Below are 19,846 nucleotides of genomic sequence, written 5' to 3'. Positions count from 1 at the left end.
CAATTTGTCGGTCTCTCTCTATTATGTGAATATGCTCATAGTATTCGGTCCTTTCATCTTTATAAAAAAGCATGACATAAAACTGTACCATTTTAAGTTCTTTTCACTTATAGTATGTAGTGGAGGGATCGATCAGATGAAAATAGCTCTTTTCGGTGCTCATGGACGTGTAGGACAAGCATTTCTTCGTTTCGTAAAAGAAGATGATCGTTACATGGTTCGCTCGTTAATTCGGACAAACCGGGAAGAAATGCTTGCGGGTATGTTTCAAGTCACCGGCAATTCCAGAAATCAAGAGGATGTCCTTGAAACGATTAAAGGATCAGATATTGTCGTGAGCTGTCTATCAACAGATGGTGATGATACTTTATCTGTTTCAATGGAGCATATCGTACAAGCCATGAAGCAAACAGGAACATCAAGAATTATAACGATTGGCACTGCGGGGATTTTAAAAGCAAGGCGGCAGCCTGACCTTTACCGCTTTGAAACAAATGAATCAAGGCGAACCACTTCCCGAGCTGCTAAAGAACATGCCAAAGCATTTGAAATTCTTCAATCAACTGAACTAGATTGGACAATCATTTGCCCAACCTATTTACCAGATGGAGAAGTGACACGGTCATATCGCTATGAAAAGAATTTTCTCCCTATAGATGGACAGAAAATTTCAGTTGAAGATACCGCACACTTTTTGTATCAGCAGTTAAACTCAAAGGAATTTGTGCATCAACGCGTCGGTATCGCTTATTGACCATTACAAACACTATCATGCAAACTGGAAATTTTATATTTAGGACTTAAAAAAGTCGAGGTATTTCCCCTCGACTTTTTATGACCATATAAATTTGACCATGTATTACAAAAAATTATCAGAGAGTGATCCAACCGGATTTTGAATGAACTCGCTTAATTACACCTGTTCCTGTAACAAATCTAATTCTTTTACCATTAACTTTGTATTCAATAAAAGGCAGTTGTACATCAATTAAATCATACTTTTTATTTTCGTGTAAAAACTCTTGTAAATCGCCCATTTCATAGTAACCATTTTTTACAAGCTTGTCTAATTCTGCTTGTGCACTAGGTGCTATTGTAGCTAGTAAACCTGTCACTCCAGTAACTACTCCTGTAGGTGTATTAGCAATAAACAATAATCCAAGTATTGTTGAACTTGCTCCTAGTGCATCTTTTAAATTGCTATAATCTTTTTTTTGAAATGCTTTTTTATAAACATTACGCTGGGCAGATTGCATATTTAAGACTTGATCCAAGTCTACAGTAACCCTATCAGCATACTCTGACGAATCAATATTACCTAAAGCATGAATTTGTCCATTTTGATCATCAGCCTTATAAGATTGAATTTGTGATGATAAATCAGATTTTGTCTCAACCACTTGTTTCTTTGGCGATTGTTGTTCAGCTGCTGATGCAGATAATGTAACTCCACTACTAAACCCAGAAAAAATTAATACTGTTGCGGTAATCAAGATGACATTTTTAAATAATCCTTGTTTACTCTTCACTTTCAATCCTCCTCTTTTTTATTCATATAATACAATATCAAAAAAAAAGAAAACACAATATGCATATAGATGAAAAAACTAGAATTTATGGATAAAAAAACATTAATAATCCATTTTTATAAGTATTTAGAATTATTTTCATTCTTAAAATATCACTGTCGTTATTTACATCCCTTCAGTATTATCATAAAAAAGCCTCTTTCAAATTGAAAGAGGCTTTTGCTGCTCATCCTATCAGCTGCTCGTCACAGCTCCCTTTTGTAATTCGTACATTTGCGCATACAGTCCGCCTTGCTCCATGAGCTCTTCGTGGCTGCCGCGCTCGACAATCTCACCCTTTTCTAACACCAAAATCATGTCAGCTTTCTTAATAGTAGATAATCGGTGTGCAATGACAAAAGTGGTTCGTCCTTCTTTGACGACATCTAGTGCCCGTTGAATGATGGCTTCTGTTTCTGTATCGATGTTAGCCGTCGCTTCATCTAGAATTAAGATCGCTGGATCGTATGCCAGTGCACGGGCAAATGAAATCAATTGACGCTCCCCAGAGGAAAGAGTACTCCCCTTTTCAACAACTGGTTCATCAAAACCTTCAGGCAAATGCTTTAATAGTTCTGCTGCGCCCACTTGCTTTAACGATGTTTCAATCGTTTCTCTTTTAATGTCTTCATTTCCTAAACTGACATTGGAGGCAATCGTTCCAGAGAACAAATAAGGATCTTGCAGTACAATGCCCATTTGCTTACGCAACGTTTGGCGCGACTGATCATAGATGCTTTTTCCATCAATGAGGATATCCCCATGCTGAATATCATAAAAACGCAGCAGCAAATTCATGATCGAACTTTTCCCAGAACCGGTATGTCCAACGAGTGCCACCGTCTGACCTTTTTTCGCCTCAAAGGTGATGTTCTTTAATACATTTTTCCCTTCATTATACGCAAAGGTAACATCCTGAAATTGAACGTGCCCCTCGATTTTCTTCTGAACCGGTTCTTCCACTTCAGTACCAGGCTCATCTAATAATCGAAAGACCCGTTCAGATGAAACCCTTGCTAATTCTAATCTAGAAAATTGATTCACAATGCCTGTAATCGGCTGGAACAAACGATTTAAATAATCGACAAATGCATAGAGCACCCCAATCGACACAATGCCCGTCGCACTTAAGGACGCGCCGCCAAAATACCAAATGAGTGCGACGTATGCTAAGTTCCGAAGCAGATTCACCAAGTTATGTGAGAGCAGTGAATTTAAATGAAGCATCTTTCGCTGATATCGAAAGTGATTGTTATTCAGCTCATCAAATTCTTCTTTCGTTGCTTGTTCATGTCGAAATGCTTGAATAATCGTCATTCCTTGAATAGCTTCATTTAGCTTGGCATTAATTTCACTGATGATGGATCGAATGCGATGATTGTAAACCGACGCAAACTTTCTGTAAGTCATCGACCATAGGAAAATAATCGGAACAGCCACTAAACAAATGAGCGCCAGCTTCACATTTAATAAAAACATGGCGATATAAATGCCAATCATGTAAATGGCACTTGTGACGAAATTCGCTAGTACTGTGACATATAAATCACGAATGGTTTCTGTGTCATTGGTAATCCGCGCGACAACCTTTCCAGCCGGTAAATTATCAAAATACCGAATCGGAAGCGTTTGAATATGTTCAAATACGTCCACTCGCATTTTTTGAATAATGCGATTTGCAATACGCTGGAGTAAATAGTGCTGCCCATATTGAAAGAAAATCGCAATGACGAGCATCCCAAAATAAAATAGAACAAGCTGCACCAAACCACTGATTTCCGGCTGATAAAAAGCGAAGATTTCCTCTTTGGATAAACGCTGTACCTGATACGTCTCACGCTCGCTCCCATTTTCAATGGTGAGCTGATCCCCTTCTATTGTCCGGCTCCCGTCAAATCGAATCGGTTCATTCACAAAATAGTACCCAAATCCGACTTGCACGACATTGATTTGCTTTCCATCTTCATTTTGATTCTGTAGCCGGTCACTTCTTATATAGTTATTTCCCTGGTAATAAACCGTTTTATCTGTTTTTTCATTTACCTCAACATACGGTTTTTCTACACCTAAAATATGATCATCAATCATTTTTTTCCCAATGAAAGGTCCTGTCAACTCAGCACCAACTGCAATGATCAGAAAGATCAAAGCAACAGACAATACTTTTTTATATAGGAGTGCATAGGCAAGAAGTCTTCTCCCTGTTGTCATGCCTCATCCCCTCCTTCCAGCTGATTTGTCAGCTGCTGACGCAGAAATTGCTCTTTATACCATCCATCTTGCTGAATAAGCGCTTGATGGGTTCCCTTTTGAACAATACGTCCTTCTTCCATGACAAGAATGAGATCCGCATGCTCTACAGCTGATAGACGGTGGGTTGTAATAAATGTCGTTTTCCCATGACGATTTTGTCTTAAATTCTCTAAAATAGCCGTTTCTGTTTTTGCATCAACTGCAGATAACGAGTCATCCAAAATCAAAATGTCTGGATCAATTAATAAAGCACGTGCAATGGAAATCCGCTGCTTCTGTCCTCCTGACAGCGCCACTCCCTTTTCTCCAACCATGGTTTCCAAGCCTTCTGGTAAAAGGCGTAAATCCTTTTCAAAGTAAGCATCTTTAATCGCTTGTGCTAATTCAGCTTCTCTCGCGTCTCTATGACCGAAACGCATATTCTCTTCTACACTTTTAGAGAAAAGGACATGATCTTGCGGAACATAGCCAACCCATTGGAACAGTTGATCCAATTCAATGTCCTCAATTGGAACACCTGAAAACAAGATCTTTCCATCACCTGTTGGATACTGACGAAGAAGCTGTTTGACAATCGTTGTTTTTCCGCTTCCCGTTTTTCCTGTAATACCAATCGTTTGCCCTTTTCGTACAGTAAAGGAGACATCCGTTAGATTATCTTTAGAGGAAGTTGGATACCTAAATGTCACATGTTCAAATTGAATATCGCCAGGCTCTTGTAATGTTTTTGGCTTGGCTGCGTCAGTTACATCCGGTTGATAACTGAGTGTATGATTCAACCGGTCTAATGAGGCATTTCCTCTTTGCATGATATTAATCAATTCACCAATGGCAAACATTGGCCAGATCATCATCCCCAGATAGACGTTAAATGCGACAAGCTCACCAATGGTTAAATCACTTTGGAACACAAGATATGCGCCGTAACCGATACCGATTAAATAACTGATCCCCACAAGCAATTTCACCGTCGGCTCAAACAATGAATCAATGATCGCCACTCTCATATTTTTTTGAAAAACATCATCTGTCATTTCTCGAAAGCGATTCACATCTTGTTTTTCCTGTACAAAAGACCGAATCACCCGAACGCCGGCAACTGATTCTAATACACGATCATTCATATCACCAAATGCATCTTGAGCGACTGTAAAGCGTTCATGAATTTTACTGCCATAAAACGCTATCAAAATCGCCATCAGTGGCATCGGAATAATGGCCATTAAAGTTAATTTCCAGCTGATCGTCAGTCCCATCGTAAAAAAGATCATCAGCATGTAAGCAGTGGAATCGACTAATGTTAAAACGCCAAAGCCTGTTGTTAAAGCCACAGCATTCAAATCATTTGTACCTAACGCCATTAAATTTCCGGTTTTTTTCTTTTCATAAAAGGTGGGTGTCATCTTAAGTAAGTGGCGCATTAATTTTCCGCGCATCACACGCTCCATGACATTCGCGCCGCCAAATAACTGGTACATCCAAAAATAGGTGAGCGCATAGACACTGACACCAAGTAAGCAAAAAATGGTTACGTAAAACAGAATACTGGATGTTGTAAATTGACCAGACCGAATGTCATCAACTGCCTGACCTAGATACCTCGGTGGCAGCATTTCAAGCACATTCACAATGAGCAGCAGCGTAATGGCGATTGTATAGCGCCTCCACTCTTGTTTAAAGAACCAGCCTAATTTCACAAATACTGAAAACATGTTTGTCTCTCCTTTTAAAGCTAGCCGCTTTCTATATTTTCCTGATTGTCACCTTGTTTCGTTTTTTGAGCTTTTGTCATTTGTCTTGCCTTTGGCATGTTCACATGCTTTCACTCCTCTTCATTTAGTTGTTGATGCATTCCATTATTTCGAGATGCGAAATGTATACAACAAAAAAAGAGGCAACCAGCTGACTGGTACGCCTCTTTTATACATGATAAAAAGGCGCATGTTGACAAATACGCAACATACGCCTTGATTCATCCGATCAATTGGAACATACGAGTCCCTTTTCAATGACCAATGAAGGTGTAATTGTCACGTGAATCAACCCATTCATGCAGTTTGATTTCATTCTTCCAATGATGTTGCACATGACATTTCCTCCTTTTGGCTCTTGAATCTTTTTTTATCTTATAGTGGCTGTCACTATTTTGTCAATAAATATTTTTCAATAAATGAAATTTTCTAACAAAAAGTTCACACCCTTTATGTGTATCTTTTTCAGATATCGGGTATACCATGAACGTATAGACTCCTTTTGAAAGGAATGAGGACATTGTTTCAAGCTGATCGGATGGTCGTTGCGTTTGATGGACATGAAGACAGTAAGAAAGCATTAAAGAAGGCAATCGCTTTAGCCAAAACTTTGCATGCCAAGCTGACCATTGCCTACGCTCATGATGGGAAATCCAGCAGACAGGTGTTTGATGCACCTCGCCCAATGACTGGCGGCGCTTATATCGGAGGCGGCATGGCAGACCTTCAAACACCCCCTGTGTATGTACCTCATGATGAACAGCAAAGTCCCTTGATTTTTGAAGACCATACAGAAGAGGTCGTTGCAGAAGCAAGAATGCTGTTAAATGAAGAGCAGTTTGAAGCTGCGATTGAAATTGTTGAAGGGGAGCCTGCAGAAGCGATTATCGAATACGCTGAAGAGATTTCAGCAGACCTCATCGTCATGGGAGCACGTGACCAAAGCAGATTGAAAAAGATGCTCTTTGGCAGTGTGAGTGAAAAGTTATCGTCCAAATCAGATATACCTGTACTGATCGTGAAATAAATGTCATCACAAAAGGCTAAAATGAACTTGATTTTAGCCTTTTGTCTTTTTTTCAGCGTGATAGAAAACCTTTGAAGTCTAGGAAGGACGAGCACTGGCACGGAGCGAATTTGACATTCGTGAGTACCAGCGCGCAGGACTGACACCGAATGCGAGGGTTTGTCTACACGCTGAAAAGGCTGCAAACATCGGTTTACAGCCTTTTTCCTTTTACGAAGAAATAGATGCTTCGCTTTCATGCTTAATTTTTTTCTGGAACCCTTCCTGTACACGCTTCGTGATCTCCCCTGGAACACCTTCCCCAACTGGCTGACCATCTATCTCTACAATTGGAATCACTTCAGCTGTCGTTGAACTAATGAAAATTTCCTGCGCATGCAAAAGTTCGTCTTTACTCATGCGGGTTTCTTCCACACGACATCCTTCTTCCTGACAAACCTCTAGCAGCTTTCTACGTGTAATGCCGTTTAAAATCAGGTTATTTGCTGGGTGTGTACGAATGACACCGTCAATGACGGCATACACATTCGAGGACGTCCCCTCTGTCACAAAGCCGTCTCTTATTAAAATCGCTTCAAACGCACCAGCTTCAGACGCTTTCTGCTTTTCCATGACGTTATATAAAAGGTTTAAGCTTTTAATATCACATCTTAACCAGCGAAGATCTTCAGACAATAGAGCTTTCGCACCAGCTGTCTGCTCTTGAATAGGCTTTTTCACTTGAAATGTATATGCCGTAATCTGAGGGGTAAGTGCACCATATTGATGTTTACGAGGTGCGACGCCTCGCGTGACTTGAATATACACGCCACCATCAATCACTTGATTATCTGCGACTAGCTTCTTCAAATTCTCTTCCATATCGGATACTGTACCTTGCAGATGAATGCCGATTTCCTTTGCACTCTTGAATAGACGCTCAGTATGCTCTTTTAATGTAAACAAAGTCCCATTATATACGCGGATGACTTCATAGACTCCGTCGCCAAATTGATAGCCTCTGTCTTCAATATCAACATGTGCATCTTTTTTTTCAATAAAATCCCCATTGTACAATACTTTCATATGGAATCTCCCCTTCGCTTTGCTTAATGGTTGAATCTGATGCTATCTTAGCGGATAAATGTAAACGTTTCAATGATTATTCAGAATTATTTCATATCCATTTGACTGGATAACCTTCTATTGTAACAAATATAGATTCATAACCAAAAAGATTCCAATTTTTTAGCATCTTCTATATTCATAGGCTCTTTTTTCCTGTATACTTACTCCATATGAGCACGACAAAAAACAGCGAAAAAAGACAGAATCCACTACATGATTCGACACAAACTACTGATTTATTGGAGCGATTGTAATGCAACGGGTTACGAAAAAACAGACACCTTCAAACACGATGCTGCTCTCAAAGGCGATTGGTCTAGTCATTCTGACATTGATCCTTTTTTTCATTTGGGATATGTCTAAAACCAATATGCAGGCAGCAGATCAACCGAATGAAGTGTCTGCGAGCAGTCTATTTCGAGACACAAGTACAAGTCTGAAAGCAAAAGATGATTCGCCAAAAACAATAGATGCACATTTTAAGATCAATCCAAACAAACATGTAACGGATCAAACGATCTTTTTGACCTTTGATGATGGCCCTTCTGCTACATCAAATCAGCTGTTAGATGTGCTAAAATCACAGCAAGTGAAGGCCACATTCTTTATGCTCGGGCCGCAAATCAAAGAACACCCAGCAGCTGTGAAAAGACTTCATCAAGAAGGTCATCAATTAGGACTTCATGGCATCACGCATGATGTGAAACGCTTTTATCAAAAAAGTGATTCTCCTGTAAATGAGATGAAAGAAGATCAACGTATATTGGCTTCTGTTACTGGTGAATATACACATCTTGTGAGAACACCTTATGGCAGTTCTCCAAACTTAACAGACCAGCAAAAAACACGTTTAAAACAAAAAGGCTTTGTATACTGGGACTGGACCATTGACAGTCTTGACTGGAAATATAAAAGCTCAAAATATGTACCAGAAGTATTAAATCAGCTGCAAGTGCTTGAAACCAAGTACCCGAAAGAGCCAAAAATCATCTTAATGCATGATCAACCAGCTACCGCAAAATACTTAAACAGTCTGATCACACAATTAAAGGCGAAGGGCTACACGTTTGAAGTCCTTGATGAAACAATGAAGCCACTACAGCAATAAAGCAAACCCGCACCTGTTGGATGCGGGTTTTTTATGATTTATAAAGCATTCACAAGCTCGCCAATTCGTTCGTGAAAGACAAGATCAAACAGCGGATCGAATTCCGTTTCACTTAAATTCATCATGACCTTAAAGATGGAAGGATGATGAGCAGCATCTTCTGGAATATATCGTGCTGGTGCCACTTCTAAGGAAGTTCCCATGACGAGCAGCATGTCCGTTTGCTGGAGCGATTTCTCCACTTGATCAAAGTGCTTCACCATGTCTCCAAAAAGGACAACATCTGTTTTAAGTACTCGTCCACATGTGCGGCCGTCTGATGAAATCCGCTCACAAACCGGTACCTCTTCTTGTAATAAATAAGGCAGTTCGTATGTTGACCCGCATGATGGACATGTAGCTGTTTGAATGGAACCATGCAGTTCATACACATGCTGGCTTCCCGCTTTTTTATGCAGACCATCGATATTTTGCGTGAAAATATCCACGCGTTTTCCTTGCTTTTCTAAATTGGCTAAAAAAGCATGTCCAGCGTTTGGCTCGTACTCTCCACTCATCTTCATTTGAAACAATTCTTTGAATTTCGGCCAAAATTGATGAGGATGTGATAAAAAGTAAGACCGCTTCATTGCCTCCATGCGAGAAGTATCTTCTGTCCATAGTCCACCCGTTGATCTAAAATCGGGAATTCCCGATTCTGTGCTCATCCCAGCACCTGAAAGGACTGTAATATGTGAGGCCTTTGATAATCTCTCTCTTAGCGCTGCCACTTTTGTTTGATCCAACCACCATTCCTCCTTTATTCACCGAGCTGTTTCTCACCTTTTTGTTTCATATAAATGGTCTGTCCAGGGAAAGCAAATTCTACCCCTTCTTCATGGAAAATATCAATAATGCGATAGTTAATATCCTGCTTAATATCCAGGTTTTCAGACCAAGCCGTTGTGTTTGTATAAAAGTTAAAGAATAAGTTTAAATAGCTGTCTGCCAGCACATCGAAATTCACCATAATCGTTTCCTTATGAACCCCATCATGCTCATAAAGCATTTGCTTCAGACGTTTGATGCACTTATCAATGTTTTCTTTCGGTGTATTGTAAGATACGCGAACGGAGAACGTAATTTGACGTTTATTCATTCTCGTCCAATTTGTGATCGGCTCCTTTGAAAGGGTCGAATTTGGTACAGTCACCACCGCTTCAGCAGGTGTTCTAAATTTTGTGCTTCGGAAGGTAATGTCCTCTACAGTCCCAAGTACACTTGGAGTCTCTACAAAATCGCCCATTGTAAAAGGCTTCTCTGTAATAATCACAATTCCTCCAAAAAAGTTCGCCACTGTATCCTGCGCAGCGAGCGCAAAAGCAAGACCACCTAGACCAAGCCCTGCCACAAGTCCGTTCACATCATAATTAAACTCTTGTGCAATGACGCTAATACTCAGTGCAATAATAATAAAACGAAGAACCTTTGATAAAAATGGCGCTAAAATATCATCCATCTCTAATTCAAATTTTGAATTCACTTTTTGAAATAAGAAGGAAGAAGCTGCGGTTAGATTACAAAGTCCCCACGTCAGCATCAAAATAATAGAGGATCTATACAATTTGACAATGACATCCATATGGTGCTCAAAGTATGGGGCTTGTCTTAACGCAAAATATAAACCTAGTGCCACAAAAAACAGTCTCGCAGGTTTTTCAAACGCCACGACAATTTGGTTAATGACTTCGGTTTTAGACCGATTTGTCAGCTTAAAGAGCAGGTGAAACAAGTATTTTGTAAATACTTTTCGAAGTAATAAAAAAAGCAATAAAATACAAAGGCTAATGCCTATTTGGATCGCAATATCGACTGTAAAATATGTATCCATCCATTTTTGTGTAAACATCTCTGTCTCTCTCCTTTAAAACAATCCTCTCTAGTTTATAATATAACCTTCGTTTATGTCCTCTCTTAAATGTCTGACCTCTATATAAAAAGCCTCGGGACCTATCCCGAGGCATGATGTTCAATTATGAAATTTTGGCTTGAGACATATCGACGGGCAGCAAACTACTTTTTCTTCTGAGCCTGATCAAGGAGAGTCGCTTTAAACATTTCAGCATCCGTTTCGACCTTAATACGTTCTTCCACTCTAATTCTCCCTTTACCCAATCATCTCGCCTCCTTTTCATCATTATAAAACATCAGAATTTTCAGTCAACATGACGAAAGCACTAATATTTTGACGAACGCTGACGATTTGGACAAAATTGATCGAAGAAAAATTGATGTAATTCAGGTTTACTCAATCAAAGCTTGCTCTATTCCTGTAACTTTTCAAAATGATACATCAAGCTTTTTCGGTACATGAGGTTCCATGATAATACGGCGCTCTTCTTCTCCATATAGTAAAGAAGGAAAACCACCAAAGCATTTGATATGATAAGACCAGAACTTATGTCAGGGAGCTGGAGCAAGTGTATATTATCGCACATAGAGGGTCATCAAGCGCCGCCCCAGAAAATACAATCGCTGCGTTTGATGTAGCTGTCGAGCAAGGAGCAGATTATATTGAATTAGATGTACAAATGACAATGGATCAGCACGTCGTCGTCATCCATGATGATACCGTTGATCGAACGACGAACGGAAACGGCTTAGTCAAAAGTTATACACTTGATCAGTTGAAAAAACTGGACGCAGGAAGCTGGTTTGACCAACAGTATACGAATGAACGAATTCCAACATTACAAGAAATTCTTGAAAGATACAGTCAGCGGATTGGGATATTGATCGAGATCAAACACCCAAAACGGCAGATAGGAATCGAAAAGGCAGTTGCCCGCATCATCAATCGGTTTGCCTATTCTCGTCATATCATGATTCAATCTTTTGATGTTCATGCACTGCAAAGAATCAAAGCGTTCGCCCCTTCTCTTCGCACAGCTTTGATTATAAAGCCTGATGCATTTAAACTAACAAAACGAAAGTTAACGACATACAGCTCGTTTGCAAATTGTCTTAATATGAAGAAAACGATGATCAATAGATGGTGGATTGATCGTATTCATTCAGTCGGAATGGAAGTATTCATATGGACTGTAAAAGATCAAAAAACAGCGGATCGAATCAAAAAATACCCAATTGATGGTGTGGTAACGGATAACCCGCTATTTTTTCAAAAGGAGAAATGATGCAGATGAAAACTTATTTCGCCGTTTTTATCGGTGGATTGATTGGTACACTTTGCAGATATGAACTAAGCCAAACTGTCATCAGCCAGACATTCCCCTATGCAACGATGATTGAAAACATTTCTGGCAGCCTGCTTCTTGGTTTTGCGACAGGATACTTTCTATTTCAGAAAGCAAAAAAAGATCTTGCAGCTTTGATTGGAACAGGGTTTTGCGGCGGGTTTACGACCATGTCCACCTTTTCTAAAGAGACAGTTCTTCTGTTACAGGCAGGGCAGTTCAATTTAAGTATGATGTACATCCTGCTCTCAGTCATTGCTGGAGTAGCCGCTGCTTTAGCTGGCCTGATCCTTGCTGAACGGCTCTTTCATCAAAATAAGCAGCAGAAAGGAAGCAGATAAATGATTGTTTTTTATACAGCTGTAGCTGGAGGGATCGGCAGTGCATGTCGTTTCTTCATCAGCCAAACAATCCAGAAAACTCCATCCCATGCCCTTTTCCCGTACAGTATTATTTGCATTAATTTATTAGGTGCAGCCGGTTTAGGTTTTCTCACAGGCGCTGTAACGTCCAATCATCCACTGCTAGTGATCATAGGAACCGGTTTTTTTGGCGGCTTTACCACATTCTCTACGTTTAGTGTAGAATCTGCGACGATGCTGATGCAGCGTCAAATAGGAAAGCTTGCTGCCTATTTACTTGTGACAATTATCGGCTCTTTATGCATTTTTGCGGTGTTTTATCAAATAGGACAACTTCTGTTTTAAATATCTGTGATGGCAGCTAGGCTGATGAGCAGTTGATCCATCAGCTGGCGCTTCATTAAAAATAGTGTCTTCTCACTATAGCCGATTTCGATTGCACATTTTGCCATGCGCCAATCTCGAAAATACTTATAATCAATGAGCTGCTGCTCTATTTCATCCAATTCTTTTAAAGCCGTTTCAATACAAGCAACAATCAGTTCATACTGACTTTTCTGCTCTTCTAATTTTTGACGTGCCATATGATGATGTTGGAGAGAACTTCGCTTTTCAAGCTGTCTTTCAATATTTAAAATGGCCGCTTGATAGTTCTTGAAATTTTTTAAATGAAACTCAATACGTTTCATTGAGGTTTTTTTCTCCGTGATACTTGCTGTTTCATACCAGAGCATGTCCATCCCCCTTTTACGAACGTTTGTTCTTATTATATACGAACATACATTCTCAAAAAAGAGGCTAAATACCTAAAAAAACCTTGAGCTTATTTTTCGCTCAAGGTCATTTCATTTACTAACAGTGGCTCTTTTACATCAAGACCAGTCAGTGCATTTCCATTTTCAGCTGCTGTAACACCTTTTTTCAATTCGATCTTTTTAATATAGCGCCCATCCATTTCAAGCACCTTTATTCGAATATCATTAAGATAAATGGATTGTTCCTGTTGGATATCAATATTTTCCTTCAAGATGAGACCGCCAATTGTATCAATTTCATCATCTTCATATGAAAGGTCAATCAAATCTTGAAGTTCGGTTAATCTCACTTTTCCATCTAATATATAATGATGCTCCGCTCTCTTTTGAATGACCGGCTGCTCATCTTCATCGAATTCATCTCGAATGTCTCCAACAATCTCTTCTAAGATATCCTCCGTTGTGACAAGTCCAGATGTCCCGCCATATTCATCCGTTAAAATCGCCATATGCATTCGATCGCGCTGCATTTTGACGAGAAGCTCTTGAATTGGAATCGTGTCAATCACTTCAATCACTGGATAAATATAATCTTGAAGCTTCAGTTGATCTTTTTCTCCTTGATACACAATATCTGCAAAGAGCTGCTTTTTGTTGAGCATGCCAATGACATGGTCTTTATCCCCTGAAAACACTGGGAAGCGTGTGTACTTTTCCTTTGTCATGATCGCAAGTATTTCGTCTAACGGCATATCTTCTGGAATCGCACAAATTTCTCTTCGCGGTATCATAATTTCTCTTGCGATTCGATTATCAAAATCGAATATCTTGTTCATATAATTATACTCTGATGAGTTGATTTCCCCATTTTTTAAGCTTTCAGATAATAAAATCTTTAATTCCTCTTCGGAATGGGAATGTTCTTTTTCAGACCCCATATCGATGCCCATCATTTTCGTTAGTACACGGGCTGACCCGTTCAACACATAAATAAAAGGGTACATAAGGATATAAAATGCATGCAGCGGTCCTGACAGCCAAAGCGTCATTTTTTCTGCCTTTTGTATGGCAAGTGTTTTTGGTGCAAGCTCGCCAACAACTACATGCAAAAAGGTAATAATAGAGAACGCAAGTGTTGCTGAGATCAGGCTGATTGCTGAATCAGGAATGTTTGTCAAACCAAAACCTCGAACCAAAAGTTCTTTTACTGCCGGTTTACCGATCCACCCTAAACCAAGGGATGTCACTGTAATACCGAGCTGGCAGGCTGACAAATATTCATCTAGCCTTGATGTCACCTTTTTCGCCATGATAGCCTTTTTGGACCCTTCGGCAACAAGCTGATTAATTCTTGAACTTCTCACCTTTACAATGGCAAATTCAGATGCAACAAAGAAAGCTGTTAAAGCAATCAAAACTCCGACTATACTCAGATTAACAATATCGTCCATTTAACCTTGCTCTTTCTTAGAAGAACAAGGAGTCACCTCCTGATTGATGATGTTATCTTTTGCAAAACGGTTAACTGATTAAATAAGACTACTTTGAGGGCCCCACTTAACCACCTCCGGTTCACGTAAAATCCGTCTCTCTACATATATATGAAACGGTATTCATTTTATCTTACCATAAATAATCTGAAAATTCCTGTATCGCTACAGTATTTTAAAGATGACAACCTAAATTGATGGAAATGCCCTTTGTTTCTTCATATTGGCAGGAAATCTGAACAATTATCTTGTATTTCAGACTCGAATTATATTAAACTATTTTCATAAACTATAACGTGACGGTTAGGAGGAGATGTTCAGATGGGGCTGAGAAAAAGTATCGTATTGGTGAACTAGCACAGATTGCACAGGTGACGAAACGAACTGTAGATTATTATACGAATCTAGGGTTGCTTGCGCCTGTTAGATCTTGCTCTAATTATCGTTATTACGATGAACATGCTTTAAAACGATTACAATTAATCGTTCTTTGCAAACAGCAGAGATTGGCTCTTTCTGACATCAAATCCAGATTAGATGAACAATTCCCTTCTCAAAAGGAAGATCCTGATGAACTTGTCCATTTAACCTCAGATATCGATCGGATGAATGAGCATATGGACCGCATTTTGGCACGTTGTAAGCAGCTTCAGCCAGAACAACGTGAAAAACTAAAAGAGCAGCTTACTCCTGAAAAAATGACGGCTGTCCAATCATTTTTACTGCTGTTAAGTTAAAATTTTTACTAAACAGGAGGTGTTACCTTCGTTCTCAAAGTCAGAACGAAGGCCTTAATTGGACATAGTGAATTTACTCATAGTTGCTTTACTTATAGCTTTAACCGCGTTTTTCGTTGCATCGGAGTTTGCGATCATTCGCTTAAGAAGCTCAAGAATTGATCAATTAATTGCAGAAGGTAATAAAACAGCAGTTGCTGTCAAGCACGTCACCACTCATCTTGATGAGTACTTATCGGCATGTCAGCTTGGTATCACCATTACCGCCCTTGGGATTGGTTGGTTAGGGGAAGAAACAATTGCGCACATGCTTGCTCCACTATTTGTAGAGCTGTCCATTCCTCAATCAGCTAGTTCTATTGTCACTTTTATTATTGCGTTTAGTATTATGACGTTTTTACACGTCGTGGTTGGAGAGCTTGCACCGAAAACACTCGCCATTCAAAAGGCTGAGCAAGTGTCCCTTCTATTTGCTAGACCGCTTATGATATTTTATAAAGTGATGTTTCCGTTCATTTGGGTGTTAAATGGATCTGCTCGTTTATTAACGAAAGCATTTGGTCTTCAACAAGTATCTGAGCATGACATGGCGCACTCTGAAGAAGAATTGCGGATTATTTTATCTGAGAGCTATAAGAGCGGCGAGATTAACCAGTCTGAATTCAAATATGTGAATAAAATTTTTGAATTTGATGATCGTCTGGCGAAAGAAATTATGATTCCTCGTACCGAAGTTGTCAGCTTCCCGCATGATATTACGATTGAGGAAATGCTGAAAGTGACCAAGGTCGAGAAATATACACGTTATCCAATTGAAGATGGCGATAAAGACAACATTATCGGTGTTGTGAATATTAAAGAAGTACTCACTGCATGTATTAGTGGTGAATGTTCCACAAGTGATACGATCGAACATTTTGTAAACCCAATTATTCATGTAATTGAAACGGTTCCTGTTCATGATCTACTGCTTAAAATGCAGCGTGAGCGTGTACACATGGCCATTTTATCAGATGAATATGGCGGTACAGCAGGACTTGTGACAGTTGAAGACATCCTTGAAGAAATCGTCGGTGAAATTCGTGATGAATTCGATATTGATGAAATCAACGAAGTGCGTAAACTAGGAGAAGACCACTATATCTTTGATGGAAAGGTTCTTGTGGATCAAGTCAACCTGCTACTAGGTATTCAACTTGATAACGAAGAAGTCGACACAATCGGCGGCTGGTTCCTTACACAAAAATATGAAGTCGAGAAAAATGACGCGATTCGTGAACAAGGCTATGAATTTATCATTAATGAAGTCGATGGACACCATGTGGCATACATCGAAGTCAAAAAACTAAACGAACAACTATTAGAAGCAGCTGAAGAAGGCGCTTCTTAAGAAAAAACGACCCTTGCCTTAGCAAGTGGTCGTTTTCTTTATCCCTTTTCGATTAACTTAGCTTCAAGTTCTTTAATTCTTGTGTTTAATACCTCTGTCATCGCACCTAATCTTTCTTTTGGCGGCAGATGATCAAATTCAGACAGCTCAATCGGTTCACCAATAATTAAGCGCATTTTCCCCTTCTTAAAAAGGCTTTTTGCATTAGAAGGTCCTTTGTACGCTGCTGGAACGATTGGTGATTTGCCGAGCTGCGCAATCGTAACGGCCCCTCTTTTTAAAGGAACATCTTCTGTTGTACGTGTTCCGCTTGGAAAAATCCCAACGATTTTCCCCTCTTTTAATAATTTAATGGGCGTTTTAATACTGCTTGGCCCAGGATTCTCTCGATCAACTGGAAAAGCATGAATCTTCTTTAAAAATCCGCCGATCCATTTATTTGCAAACAACTCTTTTTTCGCCATGTAGTGGATCTCAAACGGAAGAATTCCTGCGCCTAATGCAAGAACATCCACAAAACCCTCATGCGTACAAGCAATGACAAACCCCCGGTCTGTTGGCAGATTCTCTTTTTGATATACTTTGATTCCGCCTCGGAGAGCAAAAAATGCTTTGACGGTATAGCCTGAAAATTTATACATAGTGCACTTCCTTTGTTTGAAGAATGAAGGATTTGTTTCTATTATAACAAATTTTTTATTACCTGGTACTAAAAATTTTCTCCTGCTGATAAAATAGAGACGGTTCACTAAAATCATCTTTTCACTTAAGATGACCGCTCCTTCTGTATTCAAGCATGTGTTTTTAGGAGAGAATAGAGGAAGAAATGTGTCCAAAATTGTCGTTTTTTGAGTTTTTTTCCTGATTTGTTCTATTGAAAACACTTTATAAATGATGCAAATTTCGCTATGATAAGGAGAAATGATTTTGATTCGGTGAAAGAGATGAGTAATGTACGGCCTATGAGAAGTTTCGTGCAACTTTATGCCTTTCTTATGCGTGTATAACATAGAGGGGAGAAAAATCAGTGACGATCGATGAAATTTATCAAATGTATATGAACGATGTTTACAGGTTTCTGCTCTCCATGACAAAAGACAAACATTTGGCAGAGGACTTATTGCAGGAAACCTTTATGCGTGCTTATATACATATTCATTCCTACGACCATAGCAAAGTGAAACCTTGGTTATTTCAGGTGGCACGAAATGCTTTTATTGATTATGTCAGGAAACATAAAAAAGAAGTGACCATATCGGATGATCTCATTGGCGGCCTTTTACAAACGTCTGTACAAAGTCCCGCTGAACAGATTGAAATAAAAGAAGTTCTCAACATGTATTTGGAGCAACTTCCAGATAACTACAAGGAAGCGTTGACATTGTATTATTTAAAAGAACTAAATTACAAAGAAGCATCCAAGGTCATGAATATTACTGAAGCAAATTTTAAAAGTGTTTTATTTCGTGCAAGGCAGCGCCTAAAAGCACTATATAACAGAGGTGTTAATGATGAATGAAGAGTTTAATAAGCGATGGGAACAATATAATAATGGCGAGATGAACGAGGAAGAAATGATGGCGTTTGAAGAAGAGCTCGAAGAAAATGAAAAACGCTTAAGCCAAGAACTGAATGACTCAGATTGGACAGACTTCTCCATCAGTCCTGAAAAACAAAAAGCCATTTTACAATACGGAAAAAGAAAGTCCTATTTACGTATTTCTGTGCTTGCTGTCATATCTACACTGATTATTTTACCGCTTTGTACACTAGGTAGTTATCTATACTACGGCGTTGGTGGAGCAGACAGTAAAGGCAATCATTTTATGGAAACGGCCGCTGTAACAGTCGCCCTAACAAAACCGAATGTCGCCATTGATATGAAGGATTTAAAAGGACAGGTCAAACTGTTTGGTATGAATACAGAACTTAAGCTGCAAAAACAAATTGGCAATAAAACAGAAGCCATCGGCAGTGAACAAATCGAAATGTTTTTCGATAAATTAAAGCAGCCTACGATCTCTTATTATGGCGACAGCGCACGTAATACGGAGGATTTCTTTACGCACCCTTCGTCTCAGGCAGATACATCTAAAAAACAAACACTCACTACTCTAGATAAGCTACCTGAAGGAACAGTGAGTGAAGTGTATGTATCCTATGACAAAGCATACACACCGAAAGACGTGTATTCATTTGCTAAAAAATATGATATGAAAGTGCTTTGGAATGCGATCAAAACAGAAGATTCATTAAGTGGAAATCAGCGTCCAATCGGTTTTCCTGGGAAAGACTCTGAATTTTTAAAAGAGCTTCAGCACACATCAAAAACAGAGGTTGATCAGTTCAAAGATGCCCTCGCCTATGTCAACCAGCATCCATCCTGGGCAAAAACGATCTCTGGCAGACCTGAACTTGACCTCTCTAACCGAATACGCTATATCAATCAAAATGGTGTCACGGTTTACGGTTCTGTTGTCACAGGTCCTTCTAAAGAAATAGAGAAATTTGTGAAGACAAAACGCATTAAAACGGCCAAAGTGAGCGAGGTGGAATTATGGAATTGGTAAGAATTTTTAAAGAGCATAATGTGTTTGGCTGGATTTCGGTCGGCACCGCTATTTTATCGCTGCTCATGCTGAACCTCGCCATTATTAGCAATGTGACATTTTATTCGTTTCAAATGCTTCCTTTTGCAATGGCCGCAGTTCCATTCGGTGTGATTGAACTGTTCATTAAAAAAGGCCGCACTGGACCAGGTTTCCTAGGCGTCGTTCTGAATATTTTTGTCATCGTTTGTGTCTATGCGATCGTCTCCATTGATGTCGATCTTCAATTAGGTTTTTAATACTAAAAAGCCAGTCATACTTGACTGGCTTTCAGATTGTTGACAAAGGGCTAAAATGTTGTTTATTTTAGCCCTTTGTCTTCTTTTCAGCGTGACCTGAAAACCTTTGAAGTCTATGAAGGACGAGTACTGGAGCGGAGCGAATTTGACATTCGTGAGCACCAGCACGCAGAACTGACAAAGAATGCGAAGGTTTGTCTACACGCTGAGCCAG

21 protein-coding genes are annotated in these 19,846 nt (G+C 39.4%); 11 read left to right on the top strand and 10 right to left on the bottom strand.

The window, feature by feature from the left end; translation table 11 throughout:
- Positions 1 to 136 precede the first annotated feature (136 nt).
- The gene (locus MHI41_RS04895) at positions 137 to 754 is read left to right on the top strand and encodes an NAD(P)H-binding protein (protein WP_342494601.1); all 618 of its coding nucleotides are present in this window, start codon (positions 137 to 139) and stop codon (positions 752 to 754) included.
- Between the two features lie 118 nt (positions 755 to 872).
- On the opposite strand, the gene MHI41_RS04890 is transcribed toward MHI41_RS04895, so the two are convergent.
- The 3 genes from MHI41_RS04890 to MHI41_RS04880 all read right to left on the bottom strand — a co-directional run bounded on the left by MHI41_RS04890 (position 873) and on the right by MHI41_RS04880 (position 5,533).
- On the bottom strand, positions 873 to 1,529 hold the full coding sequence (locus MHI41_RS04890; RefSeq protein WP_136944477.1) for a hypothetical protein: 657 nt from the start codon (positions 1,527 to 1,529) through the stop codon (positions 873 to 875).
- Between the two features lie 234 nt (positions 1,530 to 1,763).
- On the bottom strand, positions 1,764 to 3,779 hold the full coding sequence (locus MHI41_RS04885) for an ABC transporter ATP-binding protein (protein ID WP_035703438.1): 2,016 nt from the start codon (positions 3,777 to 3,779) through the stop codon (positions 1,764 to 1,766).
- Positions 3,776 to 5,533: an ABC transporter transmembrane domain-containing protein gene (locus MHI41_RS04880; RefSeq protein ID WP_282833489.1), complete on the bottom strand. Its 1,758-nt coding sequence runs from the start codon at positions 5,531 to 5,533 to the stop codon at positions 3,776 to 3,778. Before MHI41_RS04880 ends, MHI41_RS04885 begins: the two co-directional genes overlap by 4 nt.
- A 559-nt stretch (positions 5,534 to 6,092) precedes the next feature.
- On the opposite strand from MHI41_RS04880, the gene MHI41_RS04875 reads away from it, so the two are divergent.
- A complete protein-coding gene (locus tag MHI41_RS04875) occupies positions 6,093 to 6,599 on the top strand; it encodes a universal stress protein (RefSeq protein WP_008348950.1) in 507 nt (168 codons plus the stop codon).
- Positions 6,600 to 6,809: 210 nt separating this feature from the next.
- Here MHI41_RS04875 and dat read toward each other — a convergent pair whose 3' ends face one another.
- Entirely contained in the window at positions 6,810 to 7,664 is an 855-nt protein-coding gene (gene dat / locus MHI41_RS04870) for a D-amino-acid transaminase (protein ID WP_008348952.1), read from the bottom strand.
- 295 nt (positions 7,665 to 7,959) lie between these two features.
- On the opposite strand from dat, the gene MHI41_RS04865 reads away from it, so the two are divergent.
- Entirely contained in the window at positions 7,960 to 8,814 is an 855-nt protein-coding gene (locus tag MHI41_RS04865) for a polysaccharide deacetylase family protein (RefSeq protein ID WP_342494600.1), read from the top strand.
- A 38-nt stretch (positions 8,815 to 8,852) separates the two neighbouring features.
- Here the strand turns inward: MHI41_RS04865 and MHI41_RS04860 are convergent, their stop codons facing one another.
- From MHI41_RS04860 to MHI41_RS04850, 3 genes are all read right to left on the bottom strand, one after another.
- Positions 8,853 to 9,599: an NAD-dependent protein deacylase gene (locus MHI41_RS04860; RefSeq protein WP_342494599.1), complete on the bottom strand. Its 747-nt coding sequence runs from the start codon at positions 9,597 to 9,599 to the stop codon at positions 8,853 to 8,855.
- 14 nt (positions 9,600 to 9,613) lie between these two features.
- Complete coding sequence (locus MHI41_RS04855; protein ID WP_017360337.1) at positions 9,614 to 10,702, bottom strand: mechanosensitive ion channel family protein; 1,089 nt, start codon at positions 10,700 to 10,702, stop codon at positions 9,614 to 9,616.
- 164 nt (positions 10,703 to 10,866) lie between these two features.
- Positions 10,867 to 10,968 (bottom strand): YhdX family protein, encoded by a 102-nt coding sequence (locus tag MHI41_RS04850; RefSeq protein WP_008359843.1) that lies wholly within the window; start codon positions 10,966 to 10,968, stop codon positions 10,867 to 10,869.
- Positions 10,969 to 11,273: 305 nt separating this feature from the next.
- Here MHI41_RS04850 and MHI41_RS04845 point away from each other — a divergent pair, with 305 nt between their 5' ends.
- From MHI41_RS04845 to crcB (MHI41_RS04835), 3 genes are read left to right on the top strand one after another with little or no spacing between them, the layout of a single operon-like run.
- The gene (locus MHI41_RS04845) at positions 11,274 to 11,990 is read left to right on the top strand and encodes a glycerophosphodiester phosphodiesterase family protein (RefSeq protein WP_342494598.1); all 717 of its coding nucleotides are present in this window, start codon (positions 11,274 to 11,276) and stop codon (positions 11,988 to 11,990) included.
- On the top strand, positions 11,990 to 12,391 hold the full coding sequence (crcB, locus tag MHI41_RS04840; RefSeq protein ID WP_060780926.1) for a fluoride efflux transporter CrcB: 402 nt from the start codon (positions 11,990 to 11,992) through the stop codon (positions 12,389 to 12,391). The genes MHI41_RS04845 and crcB (MHI41_RS04840) overlap by 1 nt, the downstream gene beginning before the upstream one ends.
- Positions 12,392 to 12,757 (top strand): fluoride efflux transporter CrcB, encoded by a 366-nt coding sequence (crcB, locus tag MHI41_RS04835; protein WP_060780925.1) that lies wholly within the window; start codon positions 12,392 to 12,394, stop codon positions 12,755 to 12,757.
- On the opposite strand, the gene MHI41_RS04830 is transcribed toward crcB (MHI41_RS04835), so the two are convergent.
- Together MHI41_RS04830 and MHI41_RS04825 are read right to left on the bottom strand one after the other, a co-directional pair.
- Positions 12,754 to 13,146, bottom strand: a complete 393-nt coding sequence (locus MHI41_RS04830) for a hypothetical protein (protein WP_017360342.1) — start codon at positions 13,144 to 13,146, stop codon at positions 12,754 to 12,756. The two genes, crcB (MHI41_RS04835) and MHI41_RS04830, sit on opposite strands and share 4 nt — an antisense overlap.
- Positions 13,147 to 13,235: 89 nt before the next feature.
- Positions 13,236 to 14,618: a hemolysin family protein gene (locus tag MHI41_RS04825; RefSeq protein ID WP_342494597.1), complete on the bottom strand. Its 1,383-nt coding sequence runs from the start codon at positions 14,616 to 14,618 to the stop codon at positions 13,236 to 13,238.
- Positions 14,619 to 14,953: 335 nt separating this feature from the next.
- Between MHI41_RS04825 and MHI41_RS04820 the strand changes: the two genes are divergently transcribed.
- Positions 14,954 to 15,394 (top strand): MerR family transcriptional regulator, encoded by a 441-nt coding sequence (locus tag MHI41_RS04820; protein ID WP_008348973.1) that lies wholly within the window; start codon positions 14,954 to 14,956, stop codon positions 15,392 to 15,394.
- Positions 15,395 to 15,452: 58 nt separating this feature from the next.
- On the top strand, positions 15,453 to 16,784 hold the full coding sequence (locus tag MHI41_RS04815) for a hemolysin family protein (RefSeq protein WP_008348975.1): 1,332 nt from the start codon (positions 15,453 to 15,455) through the stop codon (positions 16,782 to 16,784).
- A 38-nt stretch (positions 16,785 to 16,822) separates the two neighbouring features.
- Here the strand turns inward: MHI41_RS04815 and MHI41_RS04810 are convergent, their stop codons facing one another.
- Positions 16,823 to 17,425 (bottom strand): 1-acyl-sn-glycerol-3-phosphate acyltransferase, encoded by a 603-nt coding sequence (locus MHI41_RS04810; RefSeq protein WP_017360344.1) that lies wholly within the window; start codon positions 17,423 to 17,425, stop codon positions 16,823 to 16,825.
- Positions 17,426 to 17,811: 386 nt separating this feature from the next.
- On the opposite strand from MHI41_RS04810, the gene MHI41_RS04805 reads away from it, so the two are divergent.
- Genes MHI41_RS04805 through MHI41_RS04795 form a run of 3 tightly spaced genes read left to right on the top strand, consistent with a single transcriptional unit; the run spans position 17,812 to position 19,632 of the window.
- Positions 17,812 to 18,303: a sigma-70 family RNA polymerase sigma factor gene (locus tag MHI41_RS04805; RefSeq protein WP_008348979.1), complete on the top strand. Its 492-nt coding sequence runs from the start codon at positions 17,812 to 17,814 to the stop codon at positions 18,301 to 18,303.
- Positions 18,296 to 19,354 (top strand): anti-sigma factor, encoded by a 1,059-nt coding sequence (locus MHI41_RS04800; RefSeq protein WP_024719964.1) that lies wholly within the window; start codon positions 18,296 to 18,298, stop codon positions 19,352 to 19,354. Before MHI41_RS04805 ends, MHI41_RS04800 begins: the two co-directional genes overlap by 8 nt.
- A complete protein-coding gene (locus MHI41_RS04795) occupies positions 19,342 to 19,632 on the top strand; it encodes a hypothetical protein (RefSeq protein WP_008348984.1) in 291 nt (96 codons plus the stop codon). Before MHI41_RS04800 ends, MHI41_RS04795 begins: the two co-directional genes overlap by 13 nt.
- The last annotated feature ends 214 nt before the right edge of the window (positions 19,633 to 19,846 follow it).

The sequence above is a fragment of the Bacillus sp. FSL M7-0307 genome (assembly GCF_038627835.1).
GTDB classification, from domain to species: domain Bacteria; phylum Bacillota; class Bacilli; order Bacillales; family Bacillaceae; genus Bacillus; species Bacillus altitudinis.
The sequence above is the reverse complement of the archived record's forward strand: the minus strand, read 5'-3'. Positions and strand labels throughout refer to the sequence as shown.

Excerpts from the sequence above, each read along its gene's own strand:
- MHI41_RS04895 (WP_342494601.1), top strand. The coding sequence starts at position 137 with ATGAAAATAGCTCTTTTCGGTGCTCATGGACGTGTAGGACAAGCATTT.
- MHI41_RS04885 (WP_035703438.1), bottom strand. The coding sequence starts at position 3,779 with ATGACAACAGGGAGAAGACTTCTTGCCTATGCACTCCTATATAAAAAA.
- MHI41_RS04880 (WP_282833489.1), bottom strand. The coding sequence starts at position 5,533 with ATGTTTTCAGTATTTGTGAAATTAGGCTGGTTCTTTAAACAAGAGTGG.
- dat (WP_008348952.1), bottom strand. The coding sequence starts at position 7,664 with ATGAAAGTATTGTACAATGGGGATTTTATTGAAAAAAAAGATGCACAT.
- MHI41_RS04865 (WP_342494600.1), top strand. The coding sequence starts at position 7,960 with ATGCAACGGGTTACGAAAAAACAGACACCTTCAAACACGATGCTGCTC.
- MHI41_RS04855 (WP_017360337.1), bottom strand. The coding sequence starts at position 10,702 with ATGTTTACACAAAAATGGATGGATACATATTTTACAGTCGATATTGCG.
- crcB (WP_060780926.1), top strand. The coding sequence starts at position 11,990 with ATGCAGATGAAAACTTATTTCGCCGTTTTTATCGGTGGATTGATTGGT.
- crcB (WP_060780925.1), top strand. The coding sequence starts at position 12,392 with ATGATTGTTTTTTATACAGCTGTAGCTGGAGGGATCGGCAGTGCATGT.
- MHI41_RS04830 (WP_017360342.1), bottom strand. The coding sequence starts at position 13,146 with ATGCTCTGGTATGAAACAGCAAGTATCACGGAGAAAAAAACCTCAATG.
- MHI41_RS04825 (WP_342494597.1), bottom strand. The coding sequence starts at position 14,618 with ATGGACGATATTGTTAATCTGAGTATAGTCGGAGTTTTGATTGCTTTA.
- MHI41_RS04810 (WP_017360344.1), bottom strand. The coding sequence starts at position 17,425 with ATGTATAAATTTTCAGGCTATACCGTCAAAGCATTTTTTGCTCTCCGA.
- MHI41_RS04800 (WP_024719964.1), top strand. The coding sequence starts at position 18,296 with ATGAATGAAGAGTTTAATAAGCGATGGGAACAATATAATAATGGCGAG.
- MHI41_RS04795 (WP_008348984.1), top strand. The coding sequence starts at position 19,342 with ATGGAATTGGTAAGAATTTTTAAAGAGCATAATGTGTTTGGCTGGATT.